Consider the following 24,838-nt stretch of genomic DNA (forward strand, 5'->3'; position numbering starts at 1 on the left):
CTTCACGACCGCTCCACCGCGAAGCGGGTCTGTCGGGAGGGGTCGGGACTCGCCGTTTCGCCGTCAAGGCGCGCAAACACTTCCGTGATGCAGGTTCCGACCTGCCGCCCGCCCTGCCAGACAGGCGTTCGCGAATAGACGACGGTCACGACGCCGGGCGATGCCGGCCACCAGGGATCGGCGCGCGCGATCCGCAGGACGTCACCGGTCTCGTCGAGGTCGATGCGATCCTCGTCCGCGGCGGAAACCGGAACCGGCCTAGCCAACTGCGCCAGAAAGCAGCCGGAGTTGTTGCCCGCAAGGGTCGACCAGATCAGATCGCCGATGGCGGTGACGGTTTGACGAGGCCGGTTGAAGTGAATCGAATTGCCCAGCAACGCATAGCCTCTGCCATGCTCACTGCGGTATGCCTCTATCAGATCGGCGCGCCGCCGGACCCTTGCGGAGTTGGCAAATCCGATCCGACCATCCGAGGTCACGGCGATGAGGCCGCAGTCCGCTTCGGCGTTTTCGTCGAGTTCAGCCCGCACCGCATCCTGCGGGGCCTGGCCGTGCCGGATACGTTCAAGCGCGGACAGATTCAGGGGCTTTCCCGAGGCGCCCGGACGCTGGGGGAGCCGGTGTCCGGTGACGAGCGCCATGCCGTCACCAGCGAGAAACTGGGACAGGGGTTCCGGGCGGTCCGGTCCGCTGGAAATCACGGCTGCGCAGCGCGCTTCGGTCAACCCGTCGTAGGCACCGAGCGCCGCGATGCCGCCGCGCTGGCCGCTGAACTGCCGGTGCAGACCCTGGTCGTCAAGGAACGAAACAACGACAAATCCGCCAATCGACCCGCACCCCAGGACCTCGGTCGCCAGCACGCCATTCAGAACCGCTCGCCCCGCGCCACTCCCATAAGCTGCGATCCCAATTGTCATCGGTGAGCCGTCTCCAACAGTTTTGTGACCACACGGTCACATTCACATTATGAGATTCGGTCTGCCTGTCAACAAGGTATGCTCTGACACGTGCAAGTTGCCCGGGACGCGCCCTCGATCAGGGTGGTTCCACGCAGTCATTGCCGAAGAATCCAGCTTTGACGCGGCCGGCCGCGGCGGGACCGACCGAGGTCGGCTGTTCGCGGTCAAAAGGTGATGATTGTGCGGCGTGGCGGAGACGAAGCCGAAGAAGCAGGGCTGTAGATCTACGCCATGGCACTCTAAATGGAGGGATCGAGCAGACAGCCGAGGGCGGAAAGCCGTCTGTGACCTTTTGGGGAATGCACGCCCGTTTCAGAGCGTCTTAGAACTCTCCGGGATCTGGCCGTCTGGCGCGTTGCCTCCTGTGCCGGCCACCACCCGGCACAGGAAGACTGCAATGGGATGGCGGCCGGCGTCGATGATGGAGCCGGTGATCCGGGTGTTATGCTATTGCACCAAACTGCATGTTGACGGGCTCGATCATGGCGAGAAACGCCTCGCAATCCTCGTTCCCGCTCCAACTGTCGCAAATGGTTTCTGCGGCCTCCTGCGATTGGGCAAACGCCAGGTCGGCCCAGATTCCATCCTTGAGCTTGGCCAACCTCTGACCGCGCCAGCCGGATTGACGGGAGAGATGACGGTCTACCATGCGCGTGTGCGCGGAACGCAAGTCCTCTTCGGAAATGCCCGGCCGCAAGCGAAACAAGCCAAGTTCAATGCCATCGCCTGGCTGCATGAACGGCAGGCCCCCGACTTCCAGCATAAAATGCCCCATGCCGTTGAACCTGTCGATCGATTGACGAAATGGCGCAAACGCCTCCGCGGAGCCGACCTGTTTCCCTGCGTCATGGGCCGCTTCCAGGCTGGTCCACCCGACCAGATCTGCGCGGTCGGTCGCGTTTGTACTACCGCTAAGCGGTAACCAACCGGCGAAGCCCGGCAATTTCACAGCCATACCGACCGCAAGCTGGCGCTGGCGATCCGCTTCTGCAGGTTCGATGGATGTGTAGGTAACAATTTCAAGGCAGGGTTTTGACATAGCGAACTTCCTTTCTGGATGCCGCTGAATACCGCCTGCCCCTGACACTTGTTGTCAGGGGTGTGATATGACGTCGCCATGAAATCACTTCGTCTCTTTTCTCTCCTGGATGAGCTGCGCGCTGCAAAGCACCCTGTCTCATCCGCAGTTCTTGCCGAGCGGTTGGGCGTTTCGGTTCGAACCATCTACCGCGACATGGCGAGCTTGCAGTCCATGGGCGCTCCAATCCGTGGTGAGTCTGGCCTCGGTTTCCAGCTGGAGGCGGGCTACTTCCTGCCCCCGCTGCATTTTACTGCCGACGAGCTTGAGGCCGTCATGCTGGGGTTGCGTCTGCTCCGTGCCCGAAATGCCGGAGCCCTCCACGATGCGGCGTCACGCGCGCAAGGCAAGCTTGCAGCAACACTGGGAGATGACGGGCGCGAGTTGTTGAGGCACTTGCCCATGATGGCAGTGCGACGCGATAGCGACACGGACAAACGCGCTGAAGACTGGGAAAAGCTGATCAGGCTGGCCATCAGGGAGCGCCGCATCTTGGACATTGCCTACAACAGTTTGAACCAGAAGCGTACACGCAGACGGATCCACCCTGTGGGCATGACGATCTTCGATGACGCCTGGCTGCTGACAGCCTGGTGTGAAGTTGCTGAGGACTTCCGAAACTTCAGACTCGATAGAATCGACGTCGCTGAGGACACCGGGGCGCGATTTCGACCAATGAAAAGCCGAACTTTTCAAGCCTATGTCGCGAGCCTTTGACGCATTATGCGGGCTCGGCCGGCTGACGTGTGACCATCGATAGTATTGCGACCTGTGCGCGCATCGGATGGCAACTATCGAGCACAGTGTTTCCGTTGACGAGCGGCAGAATCGGGTCAGGATTTGCCGCTTTGGCCTCAAGGCATCTCGGGTTGTAGCGTAAAACTGGCGGTTTCTCATCCTGCGGCGAGTCGGTGATCCGTGGGAATTTCGGGTCGTAGCGGGCAATCGGCGGGGAGTGGCGGAGGGGGTGGGCCTGGTATCGAACCTTCTCCACCCCGATACGGGTTCGGAGATCAGTCCAAAGCCTGTGTCAGAGCAGGACCGCACAGCATCTCGGGATGCCTTCTCCGGTCCAAAAGATATGCCTAACTCTGCTCGGCGCCTTCGAAGGCAGTTCGGGGTATTCGGATGCGGATCTTGAAAGAGTGGTCCTCCCAATGGCGGGTCAACTCTGCACCAATGTCCTGTGTCGTGAAGTCGAGCAGCCGGCTACCGAAGCCGGACTTGCATGAACTGGGATCTGTGTATTCCACACCGTGCTCGGTCCATGTAACCAAGACCCATTCCTGGTCCACATGGTCCACCGTGATATCCAGCGAACCGCTGCCCGAGAGACTGCCGTACTTTGCCGAGTTGGTAGCCAGTTCATTCAGAATCAGAGCGATTGCCGCGGTCGCCCTCCGGGAAAGTTGGATTTCGAGACCCCGAATGGTTATCTGCCCCGTCTTTCGGAACGGTGCGAGGGTCAGTTCAACCAAGTCACCAAGGTTCTTTGGACTTGGATGTTCGGCGGTGTCCTGGGTTCCCTGGTAGGCGGTCGAGAGGGCGAGCAGTCGACCGTGGAGATCTTCGAACGCCTCTGTGGCCAAAGGGTTTTCGCGGCGCGTGATTGAAATCAGGGCGCCGACGACCGAGAACAGGTTCTTGATGCGATGGGACAGTTCCCCGGTCAGGATCTTCACACGCTGCTCAGATGCCCGTCGCTCTGTGACGTCGACGTTGACGCCGCTCATCCCCAGGAACTCGCCTGAGGCAGAGAACCGCGGGTTGGCGCTGGTATGGAGTGTCCGGTAATTTCCGTCGGCACGCTTGTAACGCGCTTCGACCTCAAAGCTCTGTTGGCGCGCCATCGCCTCTGCAAACGCCTTCTGTAAAGCTGGGATGTCATCCGGGTGAAGGGTGTGAGACCAATCGAAGTCAGCAATCGCTTCGTTGGAAATGCCCCAGAACTCGCGCTGGGCGCGGTTGAGATACAGGCATTTGCCCTGCGCGTCGCCAAGCCAGAGCATTGCGGGAACGCCTTCTAGGATGGCGCGATAAGTCTCTGTCGTGATCGCCTGCCGTTGCCTATCGAATTGACCCCACGGCATGGCTACAGACCTGAATTAAATAACATTTCCGACACTGCCCCCAGAGTGCGCGCGCCGGCCCCTCGCGGCGCGACTCAGGCGAATTTAAGATTGCGCCAGCGTTTCCGCTTTGTAAACGCTGCCGCGCCGCGATCGGTTGGGCGATCCCGTGCCATTTGCGCTTTGCGCGACAAGACCGCAGTCTCGACTTGCTGCCTGCGCCGGAACAATCTGGCCGGTTGTGCGCTATTCAGCCGTGTCGTCCAAGAAAGATGCCAGATGGCTGCCGCCCTAGAAACAGACTCTGTCTCCTCGGTGAATGATGTGTTGGATCGGCTTCGCCAGTCGGCGCACGGAGAGAAGACTGGATTGAACGACATCGTGGAAGGGCTCGGCCACGGTTCGTTCGTGCCTGTGCTGATCGCGCCGGCCCTGCTGGTGGTTTCTCCCTTGTCGGGCATTCCGCTGGTTTCCACGCTGTGCGGCATGACGGTCGCGCTGGTCGCAGTCCAGATGTTTTTCGGGAGAAACGAACTCTGGCTGCCCGGATGGTTGATGCGGCGCAGCGTTTCTACCGAGAAACTGAAAAAGGCCGTCCAGAAGATGCGAAAACCGGCGCGCTGGATCGACCGGCACATTCGTCGGCGCCTAACCCGCGTTGTGTCCGCGCCTTTCGACCGGGTCATTCACCTTGTCTGTCTGCTCTGCGGGGCCGCCATGCCTGTGCTGGAGTTGGTGCCCTTCACCTCGTCCATCCTAGGGGCGGCGATCGTGCTGTTCTCGATCACCCTGCTGGTAAAGGACGGGCTGCTGGGGCTGTTCGCCTACGCCCTGACCGCGGCGGCGGGGGTGGTTGGCTATCAGGTTGTCTGACGCGAAATGCGGCGGGGCGGGAACTGAACCGGCGCGGAAGGGTTGATCCGTCAGCAAAGCGCGAGGGGCGGGGGAATTGTCCGCGATACGCCCCGGACGCCAGCAGACGGGACGGACAGGATGACTCCACGGTTCATGCAGAGCACCAGGCGCGCCTTCCTAGGGTCGGCGGCGTTGGGGGTGGTCGCAAGCGCATTGCCCGCGCGGGCGGAGCAAGAGCCGGTCGCGCTGGAAGACTACAAACCGGAGTTCTTCGCGCCCGCCGAGTGGGTCTTTGTCATGGCCGCCGCCGCGCGCATCATCCCTTCGGAGGGCGAGGGGCCGGGCGCGCTGGAGGCGCGTGTTCCCGTGTTCATCGACCGCCAGCTTGCCGGGGAGTTCGGCGCCGCGGCCGATCTCTACATGGAAGGCCCGTTCGAGCCGGGCGCGGACGAGAACCTCGGGCCGCAGTCGCCGCTGACCCCGGCGGAAATCTACCGCGAGGGGATCGCGGCCTTTGACTCCTGGTGCCTTGACCAGAAGGGCGCGGAGTTCGCCGGGTTGGAGGCCGGAGCGCAGGACGAGGCGCTGACGAGCCTCGCCGACGGGGATGCCGGGCTGGACGCCGAGGTGCGCGAGTTCTGGCTGTTGCTGCTGCAGAACGTCAAGGAAGGCTATTTCGCAGATCCGAAGTATGGCGGCAATCACGACATGGCGTCCTGGGTCCATATCGGGTTCCCCGGGGCGCGGGCGAATTTCCTCGAATGGGTGGGCCGCGACGAGCCCTATCCGCTTGGCCCGGTGGACATCGCCGGGAACAGGGCCTGAGATGGCGCGCACCGATCCCAAGAAGGACGTGGTCATCGTGGGGCTGGGCTGGACCGGCTCCATCCTCGGGATCGAGCTGGCGAAGGAGGGGCTGGACATTCTCGCGCTGGAGCGCGGGCCGGACCGGGCGACGGTGCCGGAGTTCCAGTATCCCGAGGTCATCGACGAGCTGAAATACGGCATCCGCTACGGCTTCATGCAGAAGCCGCGCAATTCGACCATCACCGTGCGGCGCACGCTGGACGAGACGGCCCGCCCGATGCGGCGGCTGGGGTCGTTCCTGCCGGGGGACGGGGTGGGTGGGGCCGGCATCCACTGGAACGGCCAGACCTGGCGGCCGATGGAGAACGAGTTTCGCCTGCGGTCCTACGTCGAGGAGAATTTCGGCGCGGAGGCGATCCCGGAGGGAATGGTCCTGCAGGACTGGGGCGTCACTTACGAGGAGCTGGAGCCGTATTTCGACCGGTTCGAATTCATGGCCGGGATCGCGGGCAAGGCGGGCAACATCCGGGGCGAGATCCAGGAGGGCGGCAACCCGTTCGAGGCGCCGCGCAGCCGCGAGTATCCGCTGCCGCCAATGAAGCAGACGACCGACGCCCTGATCTTTGCCGAGGCGGCGAGGGCGATGGGGTATCATCCGTTTCCCCGGCCGTCGGCAAACGCCTCGGCGGCTTATGTCAACGAATACGGGATGCAGCTTGGCCCCTGCAACTATTGCGGGTTCTGCGAAAGGTACGGCTGCATCAACTACTCCAAGGCCTCGCCGCAGACCTGCATCCTAGACGCGCTGAAGCGCTATCCGAACTTCGGCTACAAGGTGAACGCCGAGGTGCTGCGCGTCGATCTGGCGGCGGACGGTCAGACGGCGACGGGCGTGACCTGGTGGGACGAGGCGGCGCAGGAAGAGGTCAGCCAGCCCGCCGACATGGTGATCCTGGCGGCCTACCAGCTGCACAACGTGCACCTGATGTTGCTGTCGGGGATCGGCCAGCCCTACGACCCGGTGACGGGCGAGGGCGTCACCGGCAAGAACTATTCCTATCAGATGAACGGCGGCACGACGCTCTTCTTCAAGGACCGCCATTTCAACCCCTTCGCAGCCGCCGGGTCCAGCGGCATGTCGATCGACGATTTCGCCATCAACCGGATCGACTTCGGCGCCGAGGGGTTCATCGGCGGCAGCTATATCACCGCGGGCCTGTCGAACGGGCAGCCAATCCGGGGCATCCAGCTGCCCGAGGGCGTTCCGGCCTGGGGCGCGGCGTGGAAGCAGGGGATCTCCGAGTGGTACGGGCATTCGATGAGCATCGGCTCGCACGGGTCGAACCTGTCGTATCGCGACTGTTACCTCGATCTGGACCCCACCTATACCGACCGGCATGGCCGTCCGCTGATGCGGATGACCTTCGACTGGAAGGAGAACGACATCCGCATGACGCAGTTCATGCGCACCAAGATCGAGGAAATCGCGCGGTCGATGAACCCGGACAGCTGGAAGTCCAGCTACAAGGAAGAGGGCGCGCGATATGACATCCGGCCTTACCAGACCACGCACAACGTCGGCGGGGCGATCATGGGCGTGGATCCCGCGACCTCGGCGGTGAACCGCTATCTGCAGACCTGGGACCAGCACAATGTCTTCGTGATGGGGGCCGGGGCGTTTCCGCAGAACATCCAGTACAACCCGACCGGCGCGGTGGGCGCGTTGGCCTATTGGGCTGCCGAGGCGATCCGCAAGGATTACCTGCCCAACCCGCGTCCGCTGATGTGAGCGGGATGCGGACACTGCTGCATATCGTCTTCGGGCTGGCGCTGCTGGGCCTCGCCGCGCTGGTGGCGATCATCTTCGTTCCGGTCCAGCGCACCGCGCCGGTGGCGGCGCCGCCCGAGGGGTGGGCGCCCGCGAAGGGGCAGGGCGAATACGCCATGCGCCTGGCCGACTGCTCCGCCTGCCATACGGCGGAGGGCGGCGCGCTGTTCGCGGGGGGGCGGCCGATCGAGAGCCCGGTGGGCACGATCTACTCGACCAACATCACGCCGGACCGCACGGGCATCGCGGGGTGGAGCCTTGGCGAGTTCCGCGCGGCGCTGTACGACGGGCTGCGCCCGGACGGCGCGCATCTCTATCCCGCCATGCCCTACGAAAATTACCGCCGGATCACGGAACAGGACGTGCAGGCGCTCTACGCCTATTTCATGGAGGAGGTGGAGCCGGTCGAGAAGCCCAACCGCGCGGCAGAGCTGCCGTTTCCCTTTGACCAGCGGTGGAGCCTGCGGGTCTGGAAGTGGCTGGCGCTGGGCGAGGCGGGGCCGAAGATCGAGGCGGCGGACGCGGTTCTGGCGCGCGGCGAGTATATTGTCGAGGGCGCGGGGCATTGCGGCGCCTGCCACAGCCCGCGCAACGTGATGATGGCGCAGCCGGCGCTGGACGCGACGGATGAGGCGTTCCTGTCGGGCGGCGAGATCGCCGGATGGACGGCGCCGCCGCTGCGCGGGCCGGACAGCGCGGTGCGCGGCTGGACGGTGGAGGACATCGCGGCGATCCTCGGGACGGGGCGCAACGCCCATGCCGCGACCAATGGCGAGATGCAGCTGGTGGTGCGCGATTCCACGCAGTTCCTGACCCCGGACGATCTGACCGCGGTGGCGACCTATCTCGCCTCGCTGAACGAGGGCAAGCGCCCGGAGCCTCGCGAGACCGAGACCGAGGCTTTGCTGGCATCGGCCAGTCCGGACATGCCGCTGGGCGCGCGGCTGTTCCTCGACAACTGCAACGCCTGCCACTTCGTGGACGGGCGCGGGGCGGACGGGGTGTTTCCGGAGCTGGACGGCAACTCGCTTGTGACGGCGGAGAGCCCGGCGGGGCTGGTGTCGATGATCCTCGAGGGGTCGGAACTGCCGTCGACGGCGGACCGGCCCTATTCGCTACGGATGCCGGGGTTTGGCCATCGGCTGGACGACGCAGAGGTGGCGGCGCTGGCAAGCTTCTTGCGCGCGGCCTGGAGCAACGGCGCGGGCGCAGTCGGCGCCGTTGCGGTGGCCGAGCGGCGCCGGATCCTGACGGAGCGGGCCACCGACTGACGGCTCAGCGGGTGGAGAACCACGCCGCTAGCTTGGCGACTTGGTCTTCGGTCAGCCGTCCCGCCGCGTGGCGCATCAGCTCGATGTAGGGTCCGCCGCCCCTGTTCTCGGGAGCCTGCGTGAACAGGCGGAGCTGGGTGGCGAGGTAGTCTTCGTGTTGACCCGCGAGGCGGGGAAAGGCCGGATTGGCGGCGCCGGAATGGCAGCCGACACAAGCGCCGGCCTTGCGTCCGGGATGGCCCGAGGCGGCGAGGTCCGGAGCGCCTTCGGGGTCGAGCTGCACGGGCTCCGCCTCGCCGAAGCGCTGCGCGAGGCGTTCGATGTTGGCATCCGACAGGCGGACGGCGACCGATTGCATGTAACCGCTTTTGCGCGCGCCGCCGCGATAGGCGCGCAGGGCGTCCGACAGATAAGTGGGCGTCTGGATGGAGAGTTTCGGGGCGGCGTCGAGGTCCGGCTGGTGGCAGCGCAGGCAGGCGGGCGCGGCCTCGTCCCCTGCGAGGGTGCGTGTTGCGGCGAGTTCGGCATAGGCGGCGGCGTCGAGGGAAGGTAGGCGGCGCAGGAAGGCGACCATCGCCCAGATCTCGTCGTCGCGATGGGGCGCGGCCCAGGCGGGCATGGCGCTGCCGGCGATGCCGTTCTTCACCGTCTCGAACAGCAGGGACGCTGGCCAGTCGGCGATACGATCATGCAGGCGTGGCGCTGGAGGCTTCAGCGCCAGATCCTCGCCGCGGCGGGGATCGGCAGGGCTGGCGTGGCAGGTGGCGCAGACCAGATCGTAATGCACGGCGGCGCGACGCAGGGCGCCGGGGTCTTCCGGGCCGTCGACATGGTCCGGCATATCGTGCCCGCGCACCCATCCGTGCAGGGTGTCGAACAGGCGGACCGGAGGGGCGAGAGAGGTCGCCAAGGCCACCGCTGCGAAGAGCCCGGCGCAGAGCGCGAGGGCGATGGCGAGGCCGCGCGTCATCGGGCCGGCTCCACCCGGCGCAGCGTGCGCGCGGCGAGGGCGAGACCCGCCGCCACGTAGACGCCGCCGCCCGCCGCCAGCATGACGATGCCGCCGAGCTGGCGGTCGCGCAGCGCGTCGAGACCGAAGAGGCCGGTGTGGACGTGGTCCCCGGCCGGGCCCGTCGTCAGCGCGATCAGCACGCCGAGCAGGGTCATGTGCATGGCCGTCATGAACAGGGCCAGCGCGCCCGCCAGCGGTGGCCCGGCCAGCGCGGGGAGCCAGACCAGCAGCGCCGCCGCCAAGAAGCTGGCCTGCTCGAGCGTCATCGCCGTCGCGCTGTGGCGCGCGGCGAGGTGCAGGCCGGGGGTGTGCCAGGCCCAGACCACCGCGGCCTCGGCCAGGGTGGCGGCGGCGAGCAGGCCCGGCGCGGCGAGCCGGCCCCGGGCGGCCGGCGCGAGGCCCAGGGCGAGCAGCGGGGCGGCGAGGGCGACGACGCCCATGTGCAGGATCATGTGGGCGGCGTGGCTGCCGCCGCGCGCCAGCCCCGGCAGCGGCCCGGCCCAGAGCAGGGCGAGCGCGACCAGCCCGAGGGTCAGCCAAATGGGGCGCGGGGCGCTCACCGGCAGGTCTCGACCAGCAGCGCCGGGATCGCCACGTAGACGACGGCGACGGCGGAAAGGACGGAGAGCATCAGCGCGGTGTGGTGCAGGAAGCGGTGGCGTTCCTCGGGGGTGTTGTGCTCGAAATCAAGGTCGTCGTTGGTGAGGCTGCGCGACCAGGTGCGCCAGAGGCGGACCGTGTTGACGGCGATGACCAGCAGCGCGAGCGCGGTCAGCACGAGGATGCCGGTGCGCGCGGGGTCGAGCGCCGCCGTCCGTCCGGCCCTTTCGCAATGCACCGCCGCCCAGACGTAGCAGGCGAGGAAATGGACCGCCCAGACCGACGGCGCGACGATCACCCGCCAGAGGTCGGTGCCGGTGCCGGTCTCGCGCCTCACTTCGCGTTCGATCTCGCTCATGCGGCCTCCGGGGCAAGGCCGGTCACGGCGGCGGTGACGAGGCCGGCGAACAGCATGAAGTGCCAGTAGAGGGTTACGTTCCAGATGTTGGCGTCGTGCCGGGCGTCCATCTTTCCGGCCAGCGAGCGGGCGAGGCAATAGCCCTGCATGATCGCTCCGGCGGCAAGGTGCGCGACCGCCCAGAGGATTAGCGCGCAGGTGATCGCGGGATAGCTGTGCGCGGTCGGGTCCATGCCGCCGGCCCAGGGTCCGGCGATGAAGGCCGCGCCGGCGGCGAGGGTGGCGGGGAGGGAGAGGGCGAGCGCCCAGCGGGCGGCCGGGATGGCGCCGCTGGCGTTCAGGCGGCGCGCCGCCAGCGTCAGGCCCCAAGCGGCGAGCGTCAGCGCGCCCGCAACGGCGGGCCAGAACAGGCCTGGGGTGGCGCTGCCGGGCGGGGGGAAATCCGGGTGGACGGTCCAGAAGAAAAAATAGCCGAAGACCAGCGCCAGGAAGGCGGTGGCGTCGCCGGTCATGGTGATGAACATCGCCCACCAGCCGGTGGCGGAGGGGCCGGAGCGGTAGAGCGGCAGTACGACGCCTTCGCCCGCATCCTTTTCGGGCTTTTCGGGGATGAGCGCGGTGCCGTGCCAGAGCCACCAGAGCTGCGCCGCGAGGTAGACGAGGCCGGAGGCTAGCGCGGACCAGTAGAAATGGAAGGTCGACAGGATGAACAGCCCGCCCAGCCCCACCGCCGCCACCATCGGCACGAAGGAGGGCCCCGGCACCCGCAGCACCTGAAGCGGAACCGCGTCCAGCACCGTCGTCACCAGCGTCTCGCGCTTGCCTTCCTCGGCGTCGGGCAGCAGCCCTTCGCCCGCGCGGTTTCGCTCCACCAGCCCGGGATCTTCCCAGAGCGGATAGCGGTGGTTGATGCGCGGGATCGCCCGCAGGCCGATGTCGAGGCCGGGCGAGAGCCATTCCAGGCTGCCGGCCTTCCACGGATTGTGCCCGGATTCGGCCCCGCTCCACCATGAGCGCAGGCAGTTCCAGGCGAACAAGAGGAACCCCGCCGCGAAGAGGAAAGCGCCGAGGGTCGAGACCAGGTTCAGCTCGCTCCACCCCCGGTCGGCGCCATAGGTGAAGACCCGGCGCGGCATCCCCAGCAGGCCGGTCAGATGCATCGGCAGGAAGGCGACGTTGAAGCCGGTGAACATCAGCCAGAACGACCAGACGCCGAGGCGCTCGGACAGGAGCTTGCCGCAGAAGAAGGGGAAGTAGTAGTGAACGCCCGCCAGCACCGGGAAGACCATGCCGCCGATCAGGGTGTAGTGCAGGTGGGCGACGATGAAATACGTGTCGTGCACCTGGAAGTCGAAAGGCGCGACGGCGACCATCACCCCGGTCAGCCCGCCCGCCACGAAGGTCGCGAGCGCGCCGAGGCAGAAGATCATCGGGACCGAGCGCTGTGCGCGGCCCAGCATCACCGTGCCGATGAAGGCGAAGAGCTGGATGCCGGTCGGGATCGCCACCGCTTCGGACGCGGCCGAGAAGAAGCCGAGCGAGATCGAAGGCAGCCCGGTTGTGAACATGTGGTGCACCCAGAGGCCGAAGCTGAGGAATCCGGTGCCGAGGGCCGAGAGCACGATCCAGGAATAGCCGACGATGGGGCGTCCCGAGAAGGTCGGAATGATCATCGCCAGCAGGGCGATTGCGGGCAGGAAGATGATGTAAACTTCGGGGTGGCCGAAGATCCAGAACAGGTGCTGCCACAGCAGCGGGTCGCCGCCACGCGTCACGTCGAAGAAGGGCCAGTCAAGCAAGCGTTCCAGTTCGAATAGCAGGTCACCTGCGATCAGCGGAGGGAAGGCGAAGAGGATCATCGCGCCGACGACCAGAACGTACCAGCCATAAAGCGGCGTCAGGTTGATGTGCATCCCCGGCGCACGGCATTTCAGGACGCCGACGATAAGCTCGACCGCGGCGGCGATGGAGGCGACCTCGATGAAGGACAGGCCCAGCAGCCAGATGTCGGCGCCGATCCCACCCTGTTCGGTGGACAGCGGCGGATACATGAACCAGCCGCCGTCGGGCGCAATGCCGAAGAAGATCGAGGAGCAGACGAAGACCCCGCCGATCAGGAAGCACCAGTATCCGAAGGCCGACAGGCGCGGGAACGGCAGGTCGCGGGCGCCGAGCATGGCGGGCAGGATCAGGATCGCGACGGCCTCGAAGATCGGCACCGCGAAGAGGAACATCATCACCGTGCCGTGCAGGGTGAAGACCTGGTTGTAGGTGTCGGCCGAGACAAGCCCGGCGTCGGGCACCGCCAGCTGCGCCCGGATGATCAACGCCAGCGCGCCGCCGAAGAGCATGAAGGCGAAGGAGGTGACGATGTACCAGACACCGACCGAGGTGTTGTTGACGTCTGACCAGTAGGCCCAGCCCTTGGGCGTGGCCCAGGTCCGCTTTAGTCTCGCCTCCTGCGCTTGCCTTGTCGCCGCGTCGGTCATTCGAGTTCTCCGAGGAATGCCAGGATCGCCTCGAATTCGGCTTCGGGCAGCATGTGATACCCGGGCATCCGCGCGTCCGGCTTGAACCTTGCCGGGTCGGCGAGCCAGTCGCGCAGGTTGTCCGGCGTGTTGTCGAGGATGCCAGCAATGCTGGTGCGGCTGGCGAAATGGGTCAGGTCGGGGCCGGTCGATCCCATCTCGGCCAGCCCGCGCACGCGGTGGCAGCCACCGCAGCCGGCGGCGAGAAAGGCGGAGGCGTCGCCTTGCGCAGGGGCGGCCTGGGCGGCGAGGTAAGCGGGAAACTCTTCCGGCGGAACGACGCGGGCCTCGAAGGCCATGAAGGCATGGCTCGCCCCGCAGAACTCGGTGCAGATGCCGCGATAGACGCCCGGCACGGTCGGTCGCAGCCGCAGCAGGTTCTCGCGGCCCGGTATGGTGTCCATCTTGCCGCCGAGCGGTGGGATCCAGAAGGAATGGATCACATCCGGGCTGGTCAGCACGAAATCGACAACTGCCCCGGCGGGCAGCACCACCTCGTTCGCGGTCTCGATCCTTTCGCCGTCGGGCCCTTCGAAGCTGACTCTCCACCAGTATTGCTCGCCCGCCACATGCACGCGCAGGTCCGGCGGCTCGCCCGGCCCCCAGTCCGGCAGCAGGGTCAGGCCATAGGCCAGCAGCAGGCCCAGCGTCACGGTGGGAAACACCACGCCCCCGCCCAGCACCACAAGATCGGCGGAGCGCTCGCTGGTCGGTTTTCGGCGTGCCAGAACGGCGTAGACCGCGGCGCCGAACACCACGGCCCAGATGACGACGGCGCCAGCGGCCATGATCCAGAACAGCTGCGCGACATCGGCGGCGTCTTCGCCGGCCGGGTGCAGGGCGCTTTGCCCGGGGACGCAGCCAGTCAAGACAATGGCCGGAAGGATCAGGGCATGTCGGGCAGAACAGAAGCGTAACCGGATGGCGATGACTCGTGCTCCCTGCCGTGAAGGTGGTATGTTATGGAACGCCATGAGCTGCGCCTCGTTTGACAATAACGATTGCCGATGACCGGGCAAGCTCTCGCAACCTTGCGAGCGAAGAGGGGAAGATCGTGAAACGGCCCGTTCAGACGCCAGACGGCTACGGACCGGTGCAGATCGCGCTGCACTGGGCAATTGCCGGAATGGTCCTGCTTCAGTTGCTGCTGAGCGGCCCCATCCAGGTCGCCTTCGACGCGCGGATGGATGGCGGCGCACCAATTCACGGTTTTCTTGGCGGGGCGCTGGCGACGGCGCACCTGGTGGTCGGCTCGTCGATCCTTGTCCTGGCCGTCTGGCGACTGGCCCTGCGCCTGACCCGCGGGGCGCCGCCTGCATCCATGCCCGCGCCGCGGGTGATCGTCCTGATCGGCAAGGTGGCCCACCTTCTGCTCTACGGGTTCATCTTCCTGATGCCTGTTACCGGTCTGGTCGCCTGGTTCTTCCAAAGCGACCTTGCCGCAGGGTTGCATGGATGGCTGCGCTGGCCGTTCATCCTGCTTGTCGTCGGTCACGGCGTTGGCGCTCTGGTGGAACACATGGTGTTCCGCAATCGCACGCTGGAACGGATGCTGCGTGCCGGGCCGCCCGAAGACGGCTGACTTATCCCGGCTCCCTTTCGCGTGCCTGTCTGGCGTCGAGCCAGACCACACCGTCATCCGCCTCGATGCCATCGACGAGCACTGCAACGCCGTCGCCCCTGCGCCGGACCTCAATCGCGATCCGGGTGCCGTTTCGTTGCAGGCTGGCGGTAAAGCCCGTCCAACCGTCGGGCAATGCGGGTTTCACACGCAGGCGGTCGCCTTCTTCGAGGGAAAGGCCAAGAATGCCCTCGACCCCGGCCCGGTAGAGCCAGCCCGCCGAACCGGTGTACCAGGTCCAGCCACCGCGTCCGGTCTTGTCACCGGCCCCGTAGATGTCGGCGGCAACCACATAGGGCTCGACGCGGTAGCGGTCTGCCGTATCCCGGGTGGTGGCGTGGTTCACCGGGTTCAGCATCCCGAAGACGCGTAGCGCGTCGGTTCCGCGACCGGCACGGCCAAGGGCATAGGCCAGCCAGGTGGCGGCGTGGGTATACTGCCCGCCATTCTCGCGCACGCCCGGCGGGTAGGCCTTGATGTAGCCCGGCTCTTTTTCGGTCTTGTCGAAGGGTGGGGTGAACAGCCGGACGATCCCGGCCTCGTCATCGGCCAGATGCGCCATCACGCTGTCCAGCGCGCGGCTGGCCCTGTCGGCGTCGCCCGCGCCTGAAATGGTCGCCCAGGACTGGGCGATGGAATCGATCCGGCACTCGGCCGAATCCTTCGATCCTAGGGGCGTGCCGTCGTCGTAGAAGCCACGCCTGTACCATTCGCCATCCCATCCGGCGGTTTCGATGCCGTCCACCAGCGCCTTGCGGTGGAGACGCCATGCAGAGACATGCGCGGTGTCCTTCCGGGCCTTGGCGAGCGGGATCATCGCGTCAAGCGTGTCGAGGAGGAACCACGCCAGCCAGACGCTCTCGCCCCGGCCTTCCTCGCCAACGCGGTTCATGCCGTCGTTCCAGTCGCCGGTGAGAAACAGCGGCATGCCATTCGCCCCGGTGCGCTTGATCACCAAGTCGAGCGCCAGGGCGCAATGGTCCCAGAGCGGCGCCTCGGTGCCCGACAGGGTCGGGACGAAGAAGGCATCGTGCTGTCCCGGTTCCAGCGCCGGACCAGTCAGGAAGGGAACCATGTCGTCCAGCACGGCCTTGTCGCCGGTTGCCCCGACATATCGCGCGGTGAGATGGGCCAGCCAGACCGGGTCGTCCGAGATCATCGTCCGCACCCCGGCGCCGGAGCCGGGCAGCCACCAGTGCTGCACGTCGCCTTCGGTGAACTGGCGCGATGCGGCGGTCAGCAACTGGGCCCTGGCGAGTGCCGGGTCCTGCAATATCCAGGCCGATGTGTCCTGCAACTGGTCGCGGAAGCCGTAGGCCCCGGACGCCTGGTAAAACGCCGTGCGACCCCGGATGCGGCAGGCGAGCGACTGGTAGGGCAGCCAGGTGTTGATCATCAGATCGAAGGCCGGGTCGGGTGTGCTGACCTGAAGGCAGCCAAGAAAGTCCACCCACTCCGCCTCGGCGGCGGCTTTGGCCTGATTCACCGCGTCCGGATCGAGCGCATTCTGCAAGACGACATTCATGTCCTTCGTGTCGCTGTCGGACAGGATGAATGTCACGGTCTCTTCGCCGCCCGCCGCCACGCTGATGTCGGTCCGGGCCGCAAGGCAGGGATCGCCCTCCGTCCCGCTTGCCTCGGGCCAGTGCGCGAGGGCTTCCGGGGCCGCCAGCCTGCCGCCGCGACCGAGGAAGTCGAGGCGGGACGTGCAGGTCCTGGACAGCGGACGATTGGCGCTCAGAACCGTGCAGCGTCCGGCAAAATCCGTCGAGAAGGGATTGCGGGCAATCAGCGCGTTTCGTTCGGCATCGTGAGTGACCCGGATCATCGGGGCCGTTCTGGCGCGGTTGTTGCCCAACACCAGTTCGGCAAAGGACACCACCTCGAGCCGCAGTGGTGCGCTGCCACGGTTGCAGACCTTGATCTGGGTCAGCCTGGCCGGAGCGCCATCAGCCAGCGTCATCAGCGCCTCGGCCTCGACCCAGTCGGTCCAGACGCGAAAACGCGAGTATCCGAGCCCGTGCCGTGCCTCGTGCAGTGCGATCGGATCGTCCGACAGCGCGGCGAAGGGGGAAATCACCGCCCCGGTGTCGACATTCCGGATCAGGATCGCCTCGCCGGGCCGGTTTGTCACCGGGTCGTTCGACCAGGGCGTCAGCTGGTGATCGCGCGAGTTGACCGACCATGTGTAGGCCGCCCCGCCCGCCGAAACATGGAACCCGAAATCACTTCGTGCGATCACATTGATCCACGGGTGCGGCGTGCGTTCCTCATGGCGCATCCGCACGACGTATTCCCGCCCATCCTGCGAGAAACCGCCAAGTCCGTTCCAGAACAAGAAGGCTTCATCGGGGAACCGTGGCGCAACGCGCGGGGTGCTGCGCGACGGCGCCGGCAGCAGCCGAAAAACAGGCTCGGGCGCGCGTTCGGCAGGTTCCAGCCGCGCAAGTTGTTCGCTGATCTTGCCATTGCGGGTGTGCAGGACGATGCGCGCCGCGGCCAGCAACGTCTGATAGCTGGCGTCTGACAGTCCCTCACGTTTCACCACATGAACGTGGCGATGCGCGGCATCGACGTGCGATGCGCGGGCCGCCAGATCGACCATCGCCTGGATTCCGGTCTGCAGATCCTCGGCATAGGACGACTTGCGGTCGTTGAGGATGACGAGGTCCGCTGTCAGCCCGTGAAGCCGGAAATACTCGGCCATCCGCAAGGCCTTGCGAAGGATCGGCATGTCGGCCTCGTCATCGGTCCGCAACAGCAGGATCGGTCGATCGCCGGAAATCCCCATCGGCCACAGGTCGCTTTGCGGGCCAAGGGAGGCGCGGAGGTCGTCGTCCTGGACTCCCAGCCGCCGGTCCGGCCAGATCAGCGCCGCTGCGACCGTGCGGAACAGGGCTGCTTCGGATGGCTTTGTTCCGGCGTGACGCAGCTGGACCTGGCTCATCGTCCAGGCCATCCGCGCCTCGTGTTCGAAGGCCGCTTCATTGCGGAAGTGGCGGATGACCTGATCGAGCTGCTCCTCGGACTCTGAGGCGATCGTCCAGAAGGTTAAGGCGGCATGTTTGCCCGACGGAATCGTGAGCTTCCGGCGGATCGAGAAGACGGGATCGAGCGTGAAGCCATCCGTCCCGGTCAGACTGGCGCCTTCGTCGAAGGCGGCGGCATGTGCAAGATCGCGCCCCCTGCCTAGGAATTTCCTCCGATCCGTCTCGGCCTGATCCGACCGGTGATCGGCCCGTCCTGCCAACAGATGCGCCATGTATAGCGTCCGCCCCCCGGCACCGCGGGGCCTGCGGCGCGCGGTGATGATGCTGCCGCCGTCGCGGATCTCGGTGCGGACAAACATTCGCGAGAAGGCCGTATGCGCCTGGTCGGCGTCTTCCCGGTCCAGCACGATCTCGCCATAGCTCGTGACTTCGATGGTCCGCGGTTCCGTGCCAGAGTTGGTGATCGTCAGGCGGCGTCCTTCGGCTGTGGCATCGGAAGCGACGATCACGTCCATCCGTGTCTCGATGTCACCGACAGTCTTGAAGAACTCGGCCTTGTGATCGGAGAACACGGCGCGGGCCGTTTCTCCCGCCGCCCGTCGCGGGCTCGTGGTTGCCGACCACCACCGGCCGTCTGCGACGTCCCGCAAGAACAGGAAGGTGCCGCCATGATCGACGGCGGTGTCGGGACGCCAGCGCGTGATTGCGATCTCGCCAAGACGCAGGGAACCAGACCCGGTCGAAGCCAGATGCGCCGAAAGCGTGCCGTTCGACAGCAAGGCCAGGATGCGCCGGTCCGTTGCAGGGTCGGTCGACGTCCCCAGCGACATGTCGTCGTAGGCGGTATCGCGGGCAAGGCATTCCTGCCCCTCGGCACGGGTGACAGGGACAACCTCGCGCGGGGCCTTTTCCTGTAACAGGAGTTCTGCCGCCCGGATCACCTCGTCATCGTGGAATCGTCGGCGATGAATGCCATCCAGGACGGCATTGCCGATGGCCGCAATCGACATGCCATGATGATGCGCCATGACGTTGCGCACCACCGCGTGCCGCTGGCCTTCGGGCAGGCGGGCGGCGGTGAAATCCACCGCGTCGTAGTATCCGTAAGGTCCGAATGCCCCCAGCCCGTCCAGCTTCCGAAGGTTGGTCACCGCCTGCGACGGCTGAACCTGTGCGGCCAGCAGGGTGGCGTAGGGCGCCACGACATATTCGTCCTCGAACATCCGCTTGAGCGCCAGTTCTGGCGAGCCGAAGGCGTGATATTGGTAATTCATCTCGCGGTCGCGGGCGTTGAAGGCGCTTTCGGACACGCCCCAGGGCCGACCCAGACGACGGCCATCCTGTATTTGCCGCGCGACCGCCATGCGGTTCGAGGCGTCGAGGATGCCTCCGGTCCGTTCGTGCATAACAAGCGGTGGCATGAGGTATTCGAACATCGAGCCCGACCAGGACAGCAGGGCCGCCTGCGTTCCGATCGTGGTGACCGGCCGTCCGAGCCGCATCCAGTGTTCCGTTGGCAGATCGCCCTTGGCGATGGCGAAAAGGCTTGCGAGGCGTGCTTCGGAGGCCAGCAGATCGTAGCAGGATTCGTCCAGTTCCTGAGCGGAGACGCGGTATCCAATGGACAGGAGGCGCTTTTCCGGGTTCATCAGCAGCCGGAAATCCATCTCGAAGGCGATCCTACGTGCCCGTTCGGCAAGGCGTGAAACCCTTCGGGACAGCTCTGGCAGCGGTTCGGAGGAGGCTTCGACGTCGCCGATGAGTTCCTCGCAATTTCGTTGCAGCGCCTTCGCCCACCATTGGACTTCGGCGGTCTCGGCTCGTGCGGCCTCCGCATGAAGGTCGTCGGCCAGACGAACGATGTCGGCGGCGATCACGACGAGGTTGAGCGCCCGAACCGGCGCGAGTTGCGGCTCGCGGATGTAATTGCGATGGCTGCTGGCAAATCCTTCGATCAGGGCGTCCAGCCTTCGTCGTAGAGGGCGCAAGATTCTCCGGTCGTTGGGGGTCGCGGCCAGCGCCCCGGTCAGCGCGGCCAGGGTATCGCCGATCCCTTCCATCGACCCATACTGGTGAACCGCCGGATTGGCCGCCCACTCCCGAAGCGCGGAAGACACTACGATCAGGTGCCCGGCAAGGTTGCCGCTGTCGACCGAAGAGATATAGCGCGGCTCCAGCACCCGCATGTCGCGGGTGTCGTACCAGTTGTAGAAATGCCCACGGAAACGCTCGAGCTGGTCCATGGCATCCAGAGTGCGCTCGATCCGGGCGATGGCGGGCCGCAGGCCGGTCCAGCCCATGTCCCGGGCGGTCAGCACGGCCAAGAGGTAAAGTCCGACGTTGGTGGGCGACGTCCGCTCTGCCAGCTTTGGTTCCGGGGTATCCTGGAAGTTGTCGGGCGGCAGGTGGTTGGTCTGCTCGGTCACGAAGGTCTCGAAGAACCGCCATGTGGTTCTGGCGACCCGGCGCAAGGTGTCGCGGTCCGCTGGCGCAAGGTCGAGCCTGTCGGCGGTCTCGAGCGGCCGCGACACCCATTGCGCGACGGCGGGTGCCGCGACCCAGGCCAGAGAAAAGACGGCGGCGAGAGGAAGGTTGCCGGGGTTGGCCCAGAGGGTCAGACCCAGCGCGGCGACGCCGATGGTGGGGGACAAGATCATCCGGTCCCACCATGCCTGCCAGTCACCGCTCGCGCGCGTGTGAACCTCTTGGGCCGTGCGCCATTCGAGCAGGTTGCGACGGCTGACGTAGACGCGCCAGAGAGTTCGCAGAATGGCGTCCACCATCGAGACGGCCTGATGCGCGATGAAGACGACCCGCAGTCCCGTTTCGGCGAGGTGTCCGGCCAGATCCGCGCCCACCCGGCCGAGGTGCCGAAGGGCGGAAACACCCGGGTGGCGTGGAACGAGGCCCGATTGCAGGTTCATGATCGGCATGAAAAACAGCGTGACCAGCAGCAGCGCCTGCCAGTGCAGGGCGGGACCTGCTGCCAGGACGACCCACCCGGCTACCGAGGCGGCTATCCAGGAGGGCGCGACCAGACTGCGCCGCAGGTTGTCGACCATCTTCAGCCGTCCGAGCGCTGGCACTCCGTTGCGCAGATCAAGGATGTAGGGAAGCAACTGCCAGTCGCCACGTACCCAACGATGCTGACGCGCGGCGTCGATGTCGTAGCGAATGGGGAAGTCCTCGACCACTTGCACGTCGCTCGCCAGAGCAGCGCGCGCCAGGCTGCCTTCGAGCAGGTCATGGCTAAGCACGAGGTTCTCGGGGAACCGGCCTGCCATCGCCGCCTCGAAGGCCGCGACGTCGTAAATCCCCTTGCCCGCGAAAGAGCCTTCGTCGAGCAGATCCTGATACAGATCGGACACGGTGAAGACATAAGGGTCCATGCCGCGGCCGACCGAGAAGATGCGCTGGAAAATCGATGCTTCGTTCGCGGTCGTCAGGGAAGCCGTGATGCGTGGCTGGATGATTGCGTGCCCGGACCGCACGATGCCCGTCTCGGGATCGGCGACCGGGCGGTTCGCCGGGTGCATCATCTTTCCGACCAGCGCCGCCACCGTGCCGCGCGGAAGGCGCGTGTCGCTGTCCAGCGTGATCACATAACGCACGCCTTCGGGCGGGCGCGGGCCTGTTTCCATGAACGTCGTTTCGGCGGAGCCAAGCAGCAGCGCGTTCAACTCGCTGAGTTTGCCTCGCTTGCGCTCCCACCCCATCCAGACACCTTGCCCCGGGTTCCAGAGGCGGCTGCGGTGGAGCAGATAGAACCGCCGTCCGACATGCGCGTATTTTGCGGCGAGACGGTCGATTGCGCTTTGGGCGTAGGCCAATACCTTTCGATCGGTCGCGGAGATTTCGGCGGTTGAATCCACCCAGTCTGTCAGGAGGGCGAAATCGACCGCGCCATCAGGATTGGCGAGGTAGTGCAGTTCCAATGTCTCGGCCAAGTCGTCGACCGCATCGAAATTGTCTATCAGTCCCGGTATCACGACCAGTGTGCGCGCCTCGGCGGGAATGCCGTCGCTGTAGTCGAATGCCGGCAGGCGCCGGGGCGGCGCGAGCCAGGCCGCGACAAGGTGGACGATCCCCATCGCCGCTTCGGATGCGCTGAGCAGGGCAGGCAGGAACAGAAGCCAGATCGCCGCCTTCGGCAGTGTCCCGGGAACGGCATTCGCCATGAGCAGGCCAATAAGGACCGTCAGCGCGAGGGCCGGACCGAAGATCCCCATCCAGCCCAGCTTGCGCCATGCGCGCAGAAATCTGACCCCAACGCCTGCGCGGTAGCCGCAGGCGGCCTCGAGGTCCGGTACCCTTGCGCCGGTCAGCAGGAGGCCGGGCCCCTGATCGTCCGCCAGTTCGAGCGCCTTGCGGGCGACGTCCAACTCGCTGAAATCCGACCGTGAAGCGATACGCTCGACGGTATTTCGATAATCGTTGCGCGTCGAGCGGTCGAGCCGCGCAAAGTCGGCGTCCTGGCGCAAGAGCCGGTCTACCCGGCTGACGGTTTCGAACCAGTCCGCCCAGTTGATGTCGCCGAGGGTCTTGAGACTGCGTATCACGTTGCCCGCGATCACATTCGCCGCGGACTGCCGCGCATGCTCTGCCAAGATGATCTGTGCGGAGTCCGTTCCCCTCGCCGCAAGCTGGCGGTCCAGCCAGGCGAGGCCGCGATCGGCCGCGCTTGCACCGTCGCGCAGGCGGTAAAGCAGTTGCGCCGCCATCGTGTCGGAGACGGCACGGTCGCGCTCCCAGCTTTTGGGGTTCTGATCGTCCCGCAAGATGTGATCGGCAAGGCGATTTGCTTCGGCCCGTTCGTTGCGGGACTGGGCAACGCGGTCCGACACCCTGCGAAGGTTTTCGAGCAGCACATAGCGCAGCATGGAGGGCAGGGCCCAAAGTTCGCCGATCTTCAAGTCCCGGATCGACTGGAACCCTTCCACAAGCGCGGTGAATGACGCCTGGTCGACCTCGGCGTTGCTCAGCGCGACGTAGCGCCAGACGAGGGGAACGACATCGGGTACCGCTCCGCTTTGGGTGTTGGTATGAGGAAGAGAGCGAATGAACTTTCCGGACATCCCCTCTTCCAGAAGGCGAAAATTCTCATCCACGATGTGATGGTTGTCGAGCAGCCACTCGGCCGCGGGGGTGATCACTGCGCCCTCTCGAGCGGCGCGCGCCGTCACCAGATAGTTTTGCCGCAGTGCGATCCGGCTCAGCCTCAGACGCTGCCGGTAGGGCGATGACAGGAAGGCGTCGTCGAATTTCGTCTCGCCTGAGGCGATCTCTGCACCGACAGCAAAGAAAGAAAGTTCCCCGAGGGCCGGGCGGATCGGTTCGTCGCTGGTGTTTTCGTTCGAGTGCCTCAAGTCATCCACGGCGGTTCCTCGGTAAGAAGAGATGGGCACAGCGCAAAACGCAACCGATCACGGCTCATAATGATTGCGTCGTGATCTCAGTCGTCTGGTCGCTCAGTTAGCGCTGACCAGCTCGCAGATGCGGGTCATGTTTTCATCACTGATCGCGCCAGAGTCGGCTGCATCGGATCCACTTGCGACGCTTTCGTTTACTCCGTTCGCCTGACGCGCCTCGCACTGGGTCTTGATCACGGTCATGTCGTCAGCTGACATGGTGGTGAGTCCGGCTAGGATATCGTCATCGGATCGCAGTGTGTCGCGGGCGTCGCTGGTGAAGAACGTCGCGCTCATGCTCTTCGACCATTCCGCTCCGGGATCGCCCGGTGCGGTCTGGGCCGTGGCGAGACTGGCCATCAGTAGGACGGCGGCGCAAATTGCGGCTGCAGTTTTCGATGCGAACATTGGATACCTCATGATGGTTCGCCCGAATGCCAGTTTCGGTCATTTGGGACGGGTGCCGGAGTGGCGGGGTCTGACTGGACCGGGCAGACCTACTTCAACTCGGATTTGCAGGTTATGTTCCTGCTTCGGACAGCCAAAAGCGGGAAACAGCCGATGGCCGGAACCAAGCCGGAGGGCATCTTCAGCAGCGTCGGCGTCTCCGCGAGCTTGCGCTCGGCTTCAACCCATTTTCCGAAGGCCTGGCAATAGGCGGCCAGAACCGTGCGATCGACCTGGGTCAGAAGTCCGATCCGGTTCAGCGTCCCGGCCAGCCGTTTCCATTCCGCCTTGGCGGTGGGTGACAGATGCGAGGGGCAGGTCGGTTGCGAGGAGGGGGGCTTCGGCTCGCTTCCGTTGACCTGTCGCTTGCCGGGATTGCCCTCCAGCACCTTCAGAGCCGTTGGCTTGGGTTTGCGGCCACGCATTAGATATCCGTTTCGTTCCTTGAGGCGCGCGGCGAGGACTTGTCCCACGTCAAGGCCACAGCCACCGAGTTGGTCGACCAATTTCGCCCCACAAGCCGATGCGGGTTTGCCGTAAGTGCCCGCATTTCCGCGAAACCCGGCACGAACGTGATGGGGGATACCCCCCTGCCAATTACGCGGGTGTGTGAAAAGACCGACGCCGCCGGTTCGGGCTCGAAACGCCCTGGATAAATGACCTCCCCCCCGGTCATGCCTGCGCCTCCCGGTCCTGCTTGCCCAGGTCGAAGGTGCGACAGTCGCCGTCCAGCGTTGCCACCTGGCCAGCGAAGGCCTGCCAGCGCAGGACCGCGACATCGACATAGGCCGGGCTCAACTCCATCGCGAGCGAGATGCGCCCGCAGCTCTCAGCTGCAATGATCGAACTGCCGGACCCGCAGAAGGGCTCGTAGACCGCCTGCCCGTGCTCGAATTGTTCAACATCGGGCGGCGCATGCACTCGACGGGTTTCTGGGTGCCGTGTGTGGTGGAGGCATCCTGGTCCCGGCTCGGGATCGACCACAGGGTGGATTGCTTGCGATCGCC

General features: G+C 65.6%; 17 protein-coding genes and 1 pseudogene. 6 read left to right on the forward strand and 12 right to left on the reverse strand.

Translation table 11 applies throughout. From position 1 onward, the window contains the following. Positions 1–2: 2 nt before the first annotated feature. Both ACFO5X_RS18005 and ACFO5X_RS18010 read right to left on the reverse strand, forming a co-directional pair. Positions 3–917, reverse strand: coding sequence for a DUF6963 family protein (locus ACFO5X_RS18005; RefSeq protein ID WP_380719478.1), 915 nt, complete (start codon positions 915–917; stop codon positions 3–5). A 484-nt stretch (positions 918–1,401) separates the two neighbouring features. Continuing rightward, entirely contained in the window at positions 1,402–1,998 is a 597-nt protein-coding gene (locus tag ACFO5X_RS18010) for a hypothetical protein (protein WP_380719480.1), read from the reverse strand. A 78-nt stretch (positions 1,999–2,076) separates the two neighbouring features. Between ACFO5X_RS18010 and ACFO5X_RS18015 the strand changes: the two genes are divergently transcribed. Next, complete coding sequence (locus ACFO5X_RS18015) at positions 2,077–2,754, forward strand: helix-turn-helix transcriptional regulator (RefSeq protein WP_380719482.1); 678 nt, start codon at positions 2,077–2,079, stop codon at positions 2,752–2,754. Between the two features lie 368 nt (positions 2,755–3,122). On the opposite strand, the gene ACFO5X_RS18020 is transcribed toward ACFO5X_RS18015, so the two are convergent. Continuing rightward, positions 3,123–4,127 (reverse strand): sensor histidine kinase, encoded by a 1,005-nt coding sequence (locus ACFO5X_RS18020; protein WP_380719484.1) that lies wholly within the window; start codon positions 4,125–4,127, stop codon positions 3,123–3,125. 258 nt (positions 4,128–4,385) lie between these two features. On the opposite strand from ACFO5X_RS18020, the gene ACFO5X_RS18025 reads away from it, so the two are divergent. The 4 genes from ACFO5X_RS18025 to ACFO5X_RS18040 all read left to right on the forward strand — a co-directional run bounded on the left by ACFO5X_RS18025 (position 4,386) and on the right by ACFO5X_RS18040 (position 8,867). Then, positions 4,386–4,979, forward strand: coding sequence for an exopolysaccharide biosynthesis protein (locus ACFO5X_RS18025; RefSeq protein WP_380719486.1), 594 nt, complete (start codon positions 4,386–4,388; stop codon positions 4,977–4,979). A gap of 120 nt (positions 4,980–5,099) precedes the next feature. Continuing rightward, the gene (locus tag ACFO5X_RS18030; RefSeq protein WP_380719488.1) at positions 5,100–5,786 is read left to right on the forward strand and encodes a gluconate 2-dehydrogenase subunit 3 family protein; all 687 of its coding nucleotides are present in this window, start codon (positions 5,100–5,102) and stop codon (positions 5,784–5,786) included. Position 5,787: 1 nt separating this feature from the next. Continuing rightward, positions 5,788–7,557, forward strand: coding sequence for a GMC family oxidoreductase (locus ACFO5X_RS18035; RefSeq protein WP_380719490.1), 1,770 nt, complete (start codon positions 5,788–5,790; stop codon positions 7,555–7,557). Positions 7,558–7,562: 5 nt separating this feature from the next. Further along, entirely contained in the window at positions 7,563–8,867 is a 1,305-nt protein-coding gene (locus ACFO5X_RS18040) for a c-type cytochrome (RefSeq protein ID WP_380719492.1), read from the forward strand. A 4-nt stretch (positions 8,868–8,871) separates the two neighbouring features. Here ACFO5X_RS18040 and ACFO5X_RS18045 read toward each other — a convergent pair whose 3' ends face one another. From ACFO5X_RS18045 to coxB, 5 genes are read right to left on the reverse strand one after another with little or no spacing between them, the layout of a single operon-like run. Next, entirely contained in the window at positions 8,872–9,837 is a 966-nt protein-coding gene (locus ACFO5X_RS18045; RefSeq protein ID WP_380719494.1) for a c-type cytochrome, read from the reverse strand. Next, complete coding sequence (locus tag ACFO5X_RS18050; protein ID WP_380719496.1) at positions 9,834–10,439, reverse strand: cytochrome c oxidase assembly protein; 606 nt, start codon at positions 10,437–10,439, stop codon at positions 9,834–9,836. The genes ACFO5X_RS18045 and ACFO5X_RS18050 overlap by 4 nt, the downstream gene beginning before the upstream one ends. Further along, positions 10,436–10,837, reverse strand: a complete 402-nt coding sequence (locus tag ACFO5X_RS18055) for a hypothetical protein (RefSeq protein WP_380719498.1) — start codon at positions 10,835–10,837, stop codon at positions 10,436–10,438. The genes ACFO5X_RS18050 and ACFO5X_RS18055 overlap by 4 nt, the downstream gene beginning before the upstream one ends. Further along, positions 10,834–13,326 carry a cytochrome c oxidase subunit I gene (gene ctaD, locus ACFO5X_RS18060; RefSeq protein WP_380719500.1) on the reverse strand — a complete coding sequence of 831 codons (2,493 nt, stop codon included), beginning with the start codon at positions 13,324–13,326 and terminating at the stop codon, positions 10,834–10,836. Before ctaD ends, ACFO5X_RS18055 begins: the two co-directional genes overlap by 4 nt. Next, positions 13,323–14,234 carry a cytochrome c oxidase subunit II gene (coxB, locus tag ACFO5X_RS18065; protein WP_380719502.1) on the reverse strand — a complete coding sequence of 304 codons (912 nt, stop codon included), beginning with the start codon at positions 14,232–14,234 and terminating at the stop codon, positions 13,323–13,325. The genes ctaD and coxB overlap by 4 nt, the downstream gene beginning before the upstream one ends. Positions 14,235–14,419: 185 nt before the next feature. Between coxB and ACFO5X_RS18070 the strand changes: the two genes are divergently transcribed. Next, the gene (locus tag ACFO5X_RS18070) at positions 14,420–14,947 is read left to right on the forward strand and encodes a cytochrome b (protein WP_380719504.1); all 528 of its coding nucleotides are present in this window, start codon (positions 14,420–14,422) and stop codon (positions 14,945–14,947) included. Between the two features lies 1 nt (position 14,948). Here ACFO5X_RS18070 and ACFO5X_RS18075 read toward each other — a convergent pair whose 3' ends face one another. The 4 genes and pseudogenes from ACFO5X_RS18075 to ACFO5X_RS18090 all read right to left on the reverse strand — a co-directional run. Continuing rightward, positions 14,949–23,351: a glycoside hydrolase family 94 protein gene (locus tag ACFO5X_RS18075; RefSeq protein ID WP_380719506.1), complete on the reverse strand. Its 8,403-nt coding sequence runs from the start codon at positions 23,349–23,351 to the stop codon at positions 14,949–14,951. Positions 23,352–23,444: 93 nt separating this feature from the next. Continuing rightward, positions 23,445–23,792 (reverse strand): hypothetical protein, encoded by a 348-nt coding sequence (locus ACFO5X_RS18080; RefSeq protein WP_380719508.1) that lies wholly within the window; start codon positions 23,790–23,792, stop codon positions 23,445–23,447. Positions 23,793–23,881: 89 nt separating this feature from the next. Beyond that, positions 23,882–24,256 (reverse strand): phage terminase small subunit P27 family, encoded by a 375-nt coding sequence (locus tag ACFO5X_RS18085; protein WP_380719509.1) that lies wholly within the window; start codon positions 24,254–24,256, stop codon positions 23,882–23,884. Between the two features lie 247 nt (positions 24,257–24,503). Then, positions 24,504–24,838 (reverse strand): annotated as a pseudogene (locus ACFO5X_RS18090) (DNA methyltransferase); the annotation flags it as partial.

The organism is Seohaeicola nanhaiensis (genome assembly GCF_042654245.1).
Classification (GTDB): Bacteria; Pseudomonadota; Alphaproteobacteria; order Rhodobacterales; family Rhodobacteraceae; genus Seohaeicola_A; species Seohaeicola_A nanhaiensis.

Bases quoted from the DNA above. Each gene is read 5' to 3' on its own strand.
- ACFO5X_RS18005 (WP_380719478.1), bottom strand. From the start codon at position 917: ATGACAATTGGGATCGCAGCTTATGGGAGTGGCGCGGGGCGAGCGGTT.
- ACFO5X_RS18010 (WP_380719480.1), bottom strand. From the start codon at position 1,998: ATGTCAAAACCCTGCCTTGAAATTGTTACCTACACATCCATCGAACCT.
- ACFO5X_RS18015 (WP_380719482.1), top strand. From the start codon at position 2,077: ATGAAATCACTTCGTCTCTTTTCTCTCCTGGATGAGCTGCGCGCTGCA.
- ACFO5X_RS18020 (WP_380719484.1), bottom strand. From the start codon at position 4,127: ATGCCGTGGGGTCAATTCGATAGGCAACGGCAGGCGATCACGACAGAG.
- ACFO5X_RS18025 (WP_380719486.1), top strand. From the start codon at position 4,386: ATGGCTGCCGCCCTAGAAACAGACTCTGTCTCCTCGGTGAATGATGTG.
- ACFO5X_RS18030 (WP_380719488.1), top strand. From the start codon at position 5,100: ATGACTCCACGGTTCATGCAGAGCACCAGGCGCGCCTTCCTAGGGTCG.
- ACFO5X_RS18035 (WP_380719490.1), top strand. From the start codon at position 5,788: ATGGCGCGCACCGATCCCAAGAAGGACGTGGTCATCGTGGGGCTGGGC.
- ACFO5X_RS18040 (WP_380719492.1), top strand. From the start codon at position 7,563: ATGCGGACACTGCTGCATATCGTCTTCGGGCTGGCGCTGCTGGGCCTC.
- ACFO5X_RS18045 (WP_380719494.1), bottom strand. From the start codon at position 9,837: ATGACGCGCGGCCTCGCCATCGCCCTCGCGCTCTGCGCCGGGCTCTTC.
- ACFO5X_RS18055 (WP_380719498.1), bottom strand. From the start codon at position 10,837: ATGAGCGAGATCGAACGCGAAGTGAGGCGCGAGACCGGCACCGGCACC.
- ctaD (WP_380719500.1), bottom strand. From the start codon at position 13,326: ATGACCGACGCGGCGACAAGGCAAGCGCAGGAGGCGAGACTAAAGCGG.
- ACFO5X_RS18080 (WP_380719508.1), bottom strand. From the start codon at position 23,792: ATGTTCGCATCGAAAACTGCAGCCGCAATTTGCGCCGCCGTCCTACTG.
- ACFO5X_RS18085 (WP_380719509.1), bottom strand. From the start codon at position 24,256: ATGCGTGGCCGCAAACCCAAGCCAACGGCTCTGAAGGTGCTGGAGGGC.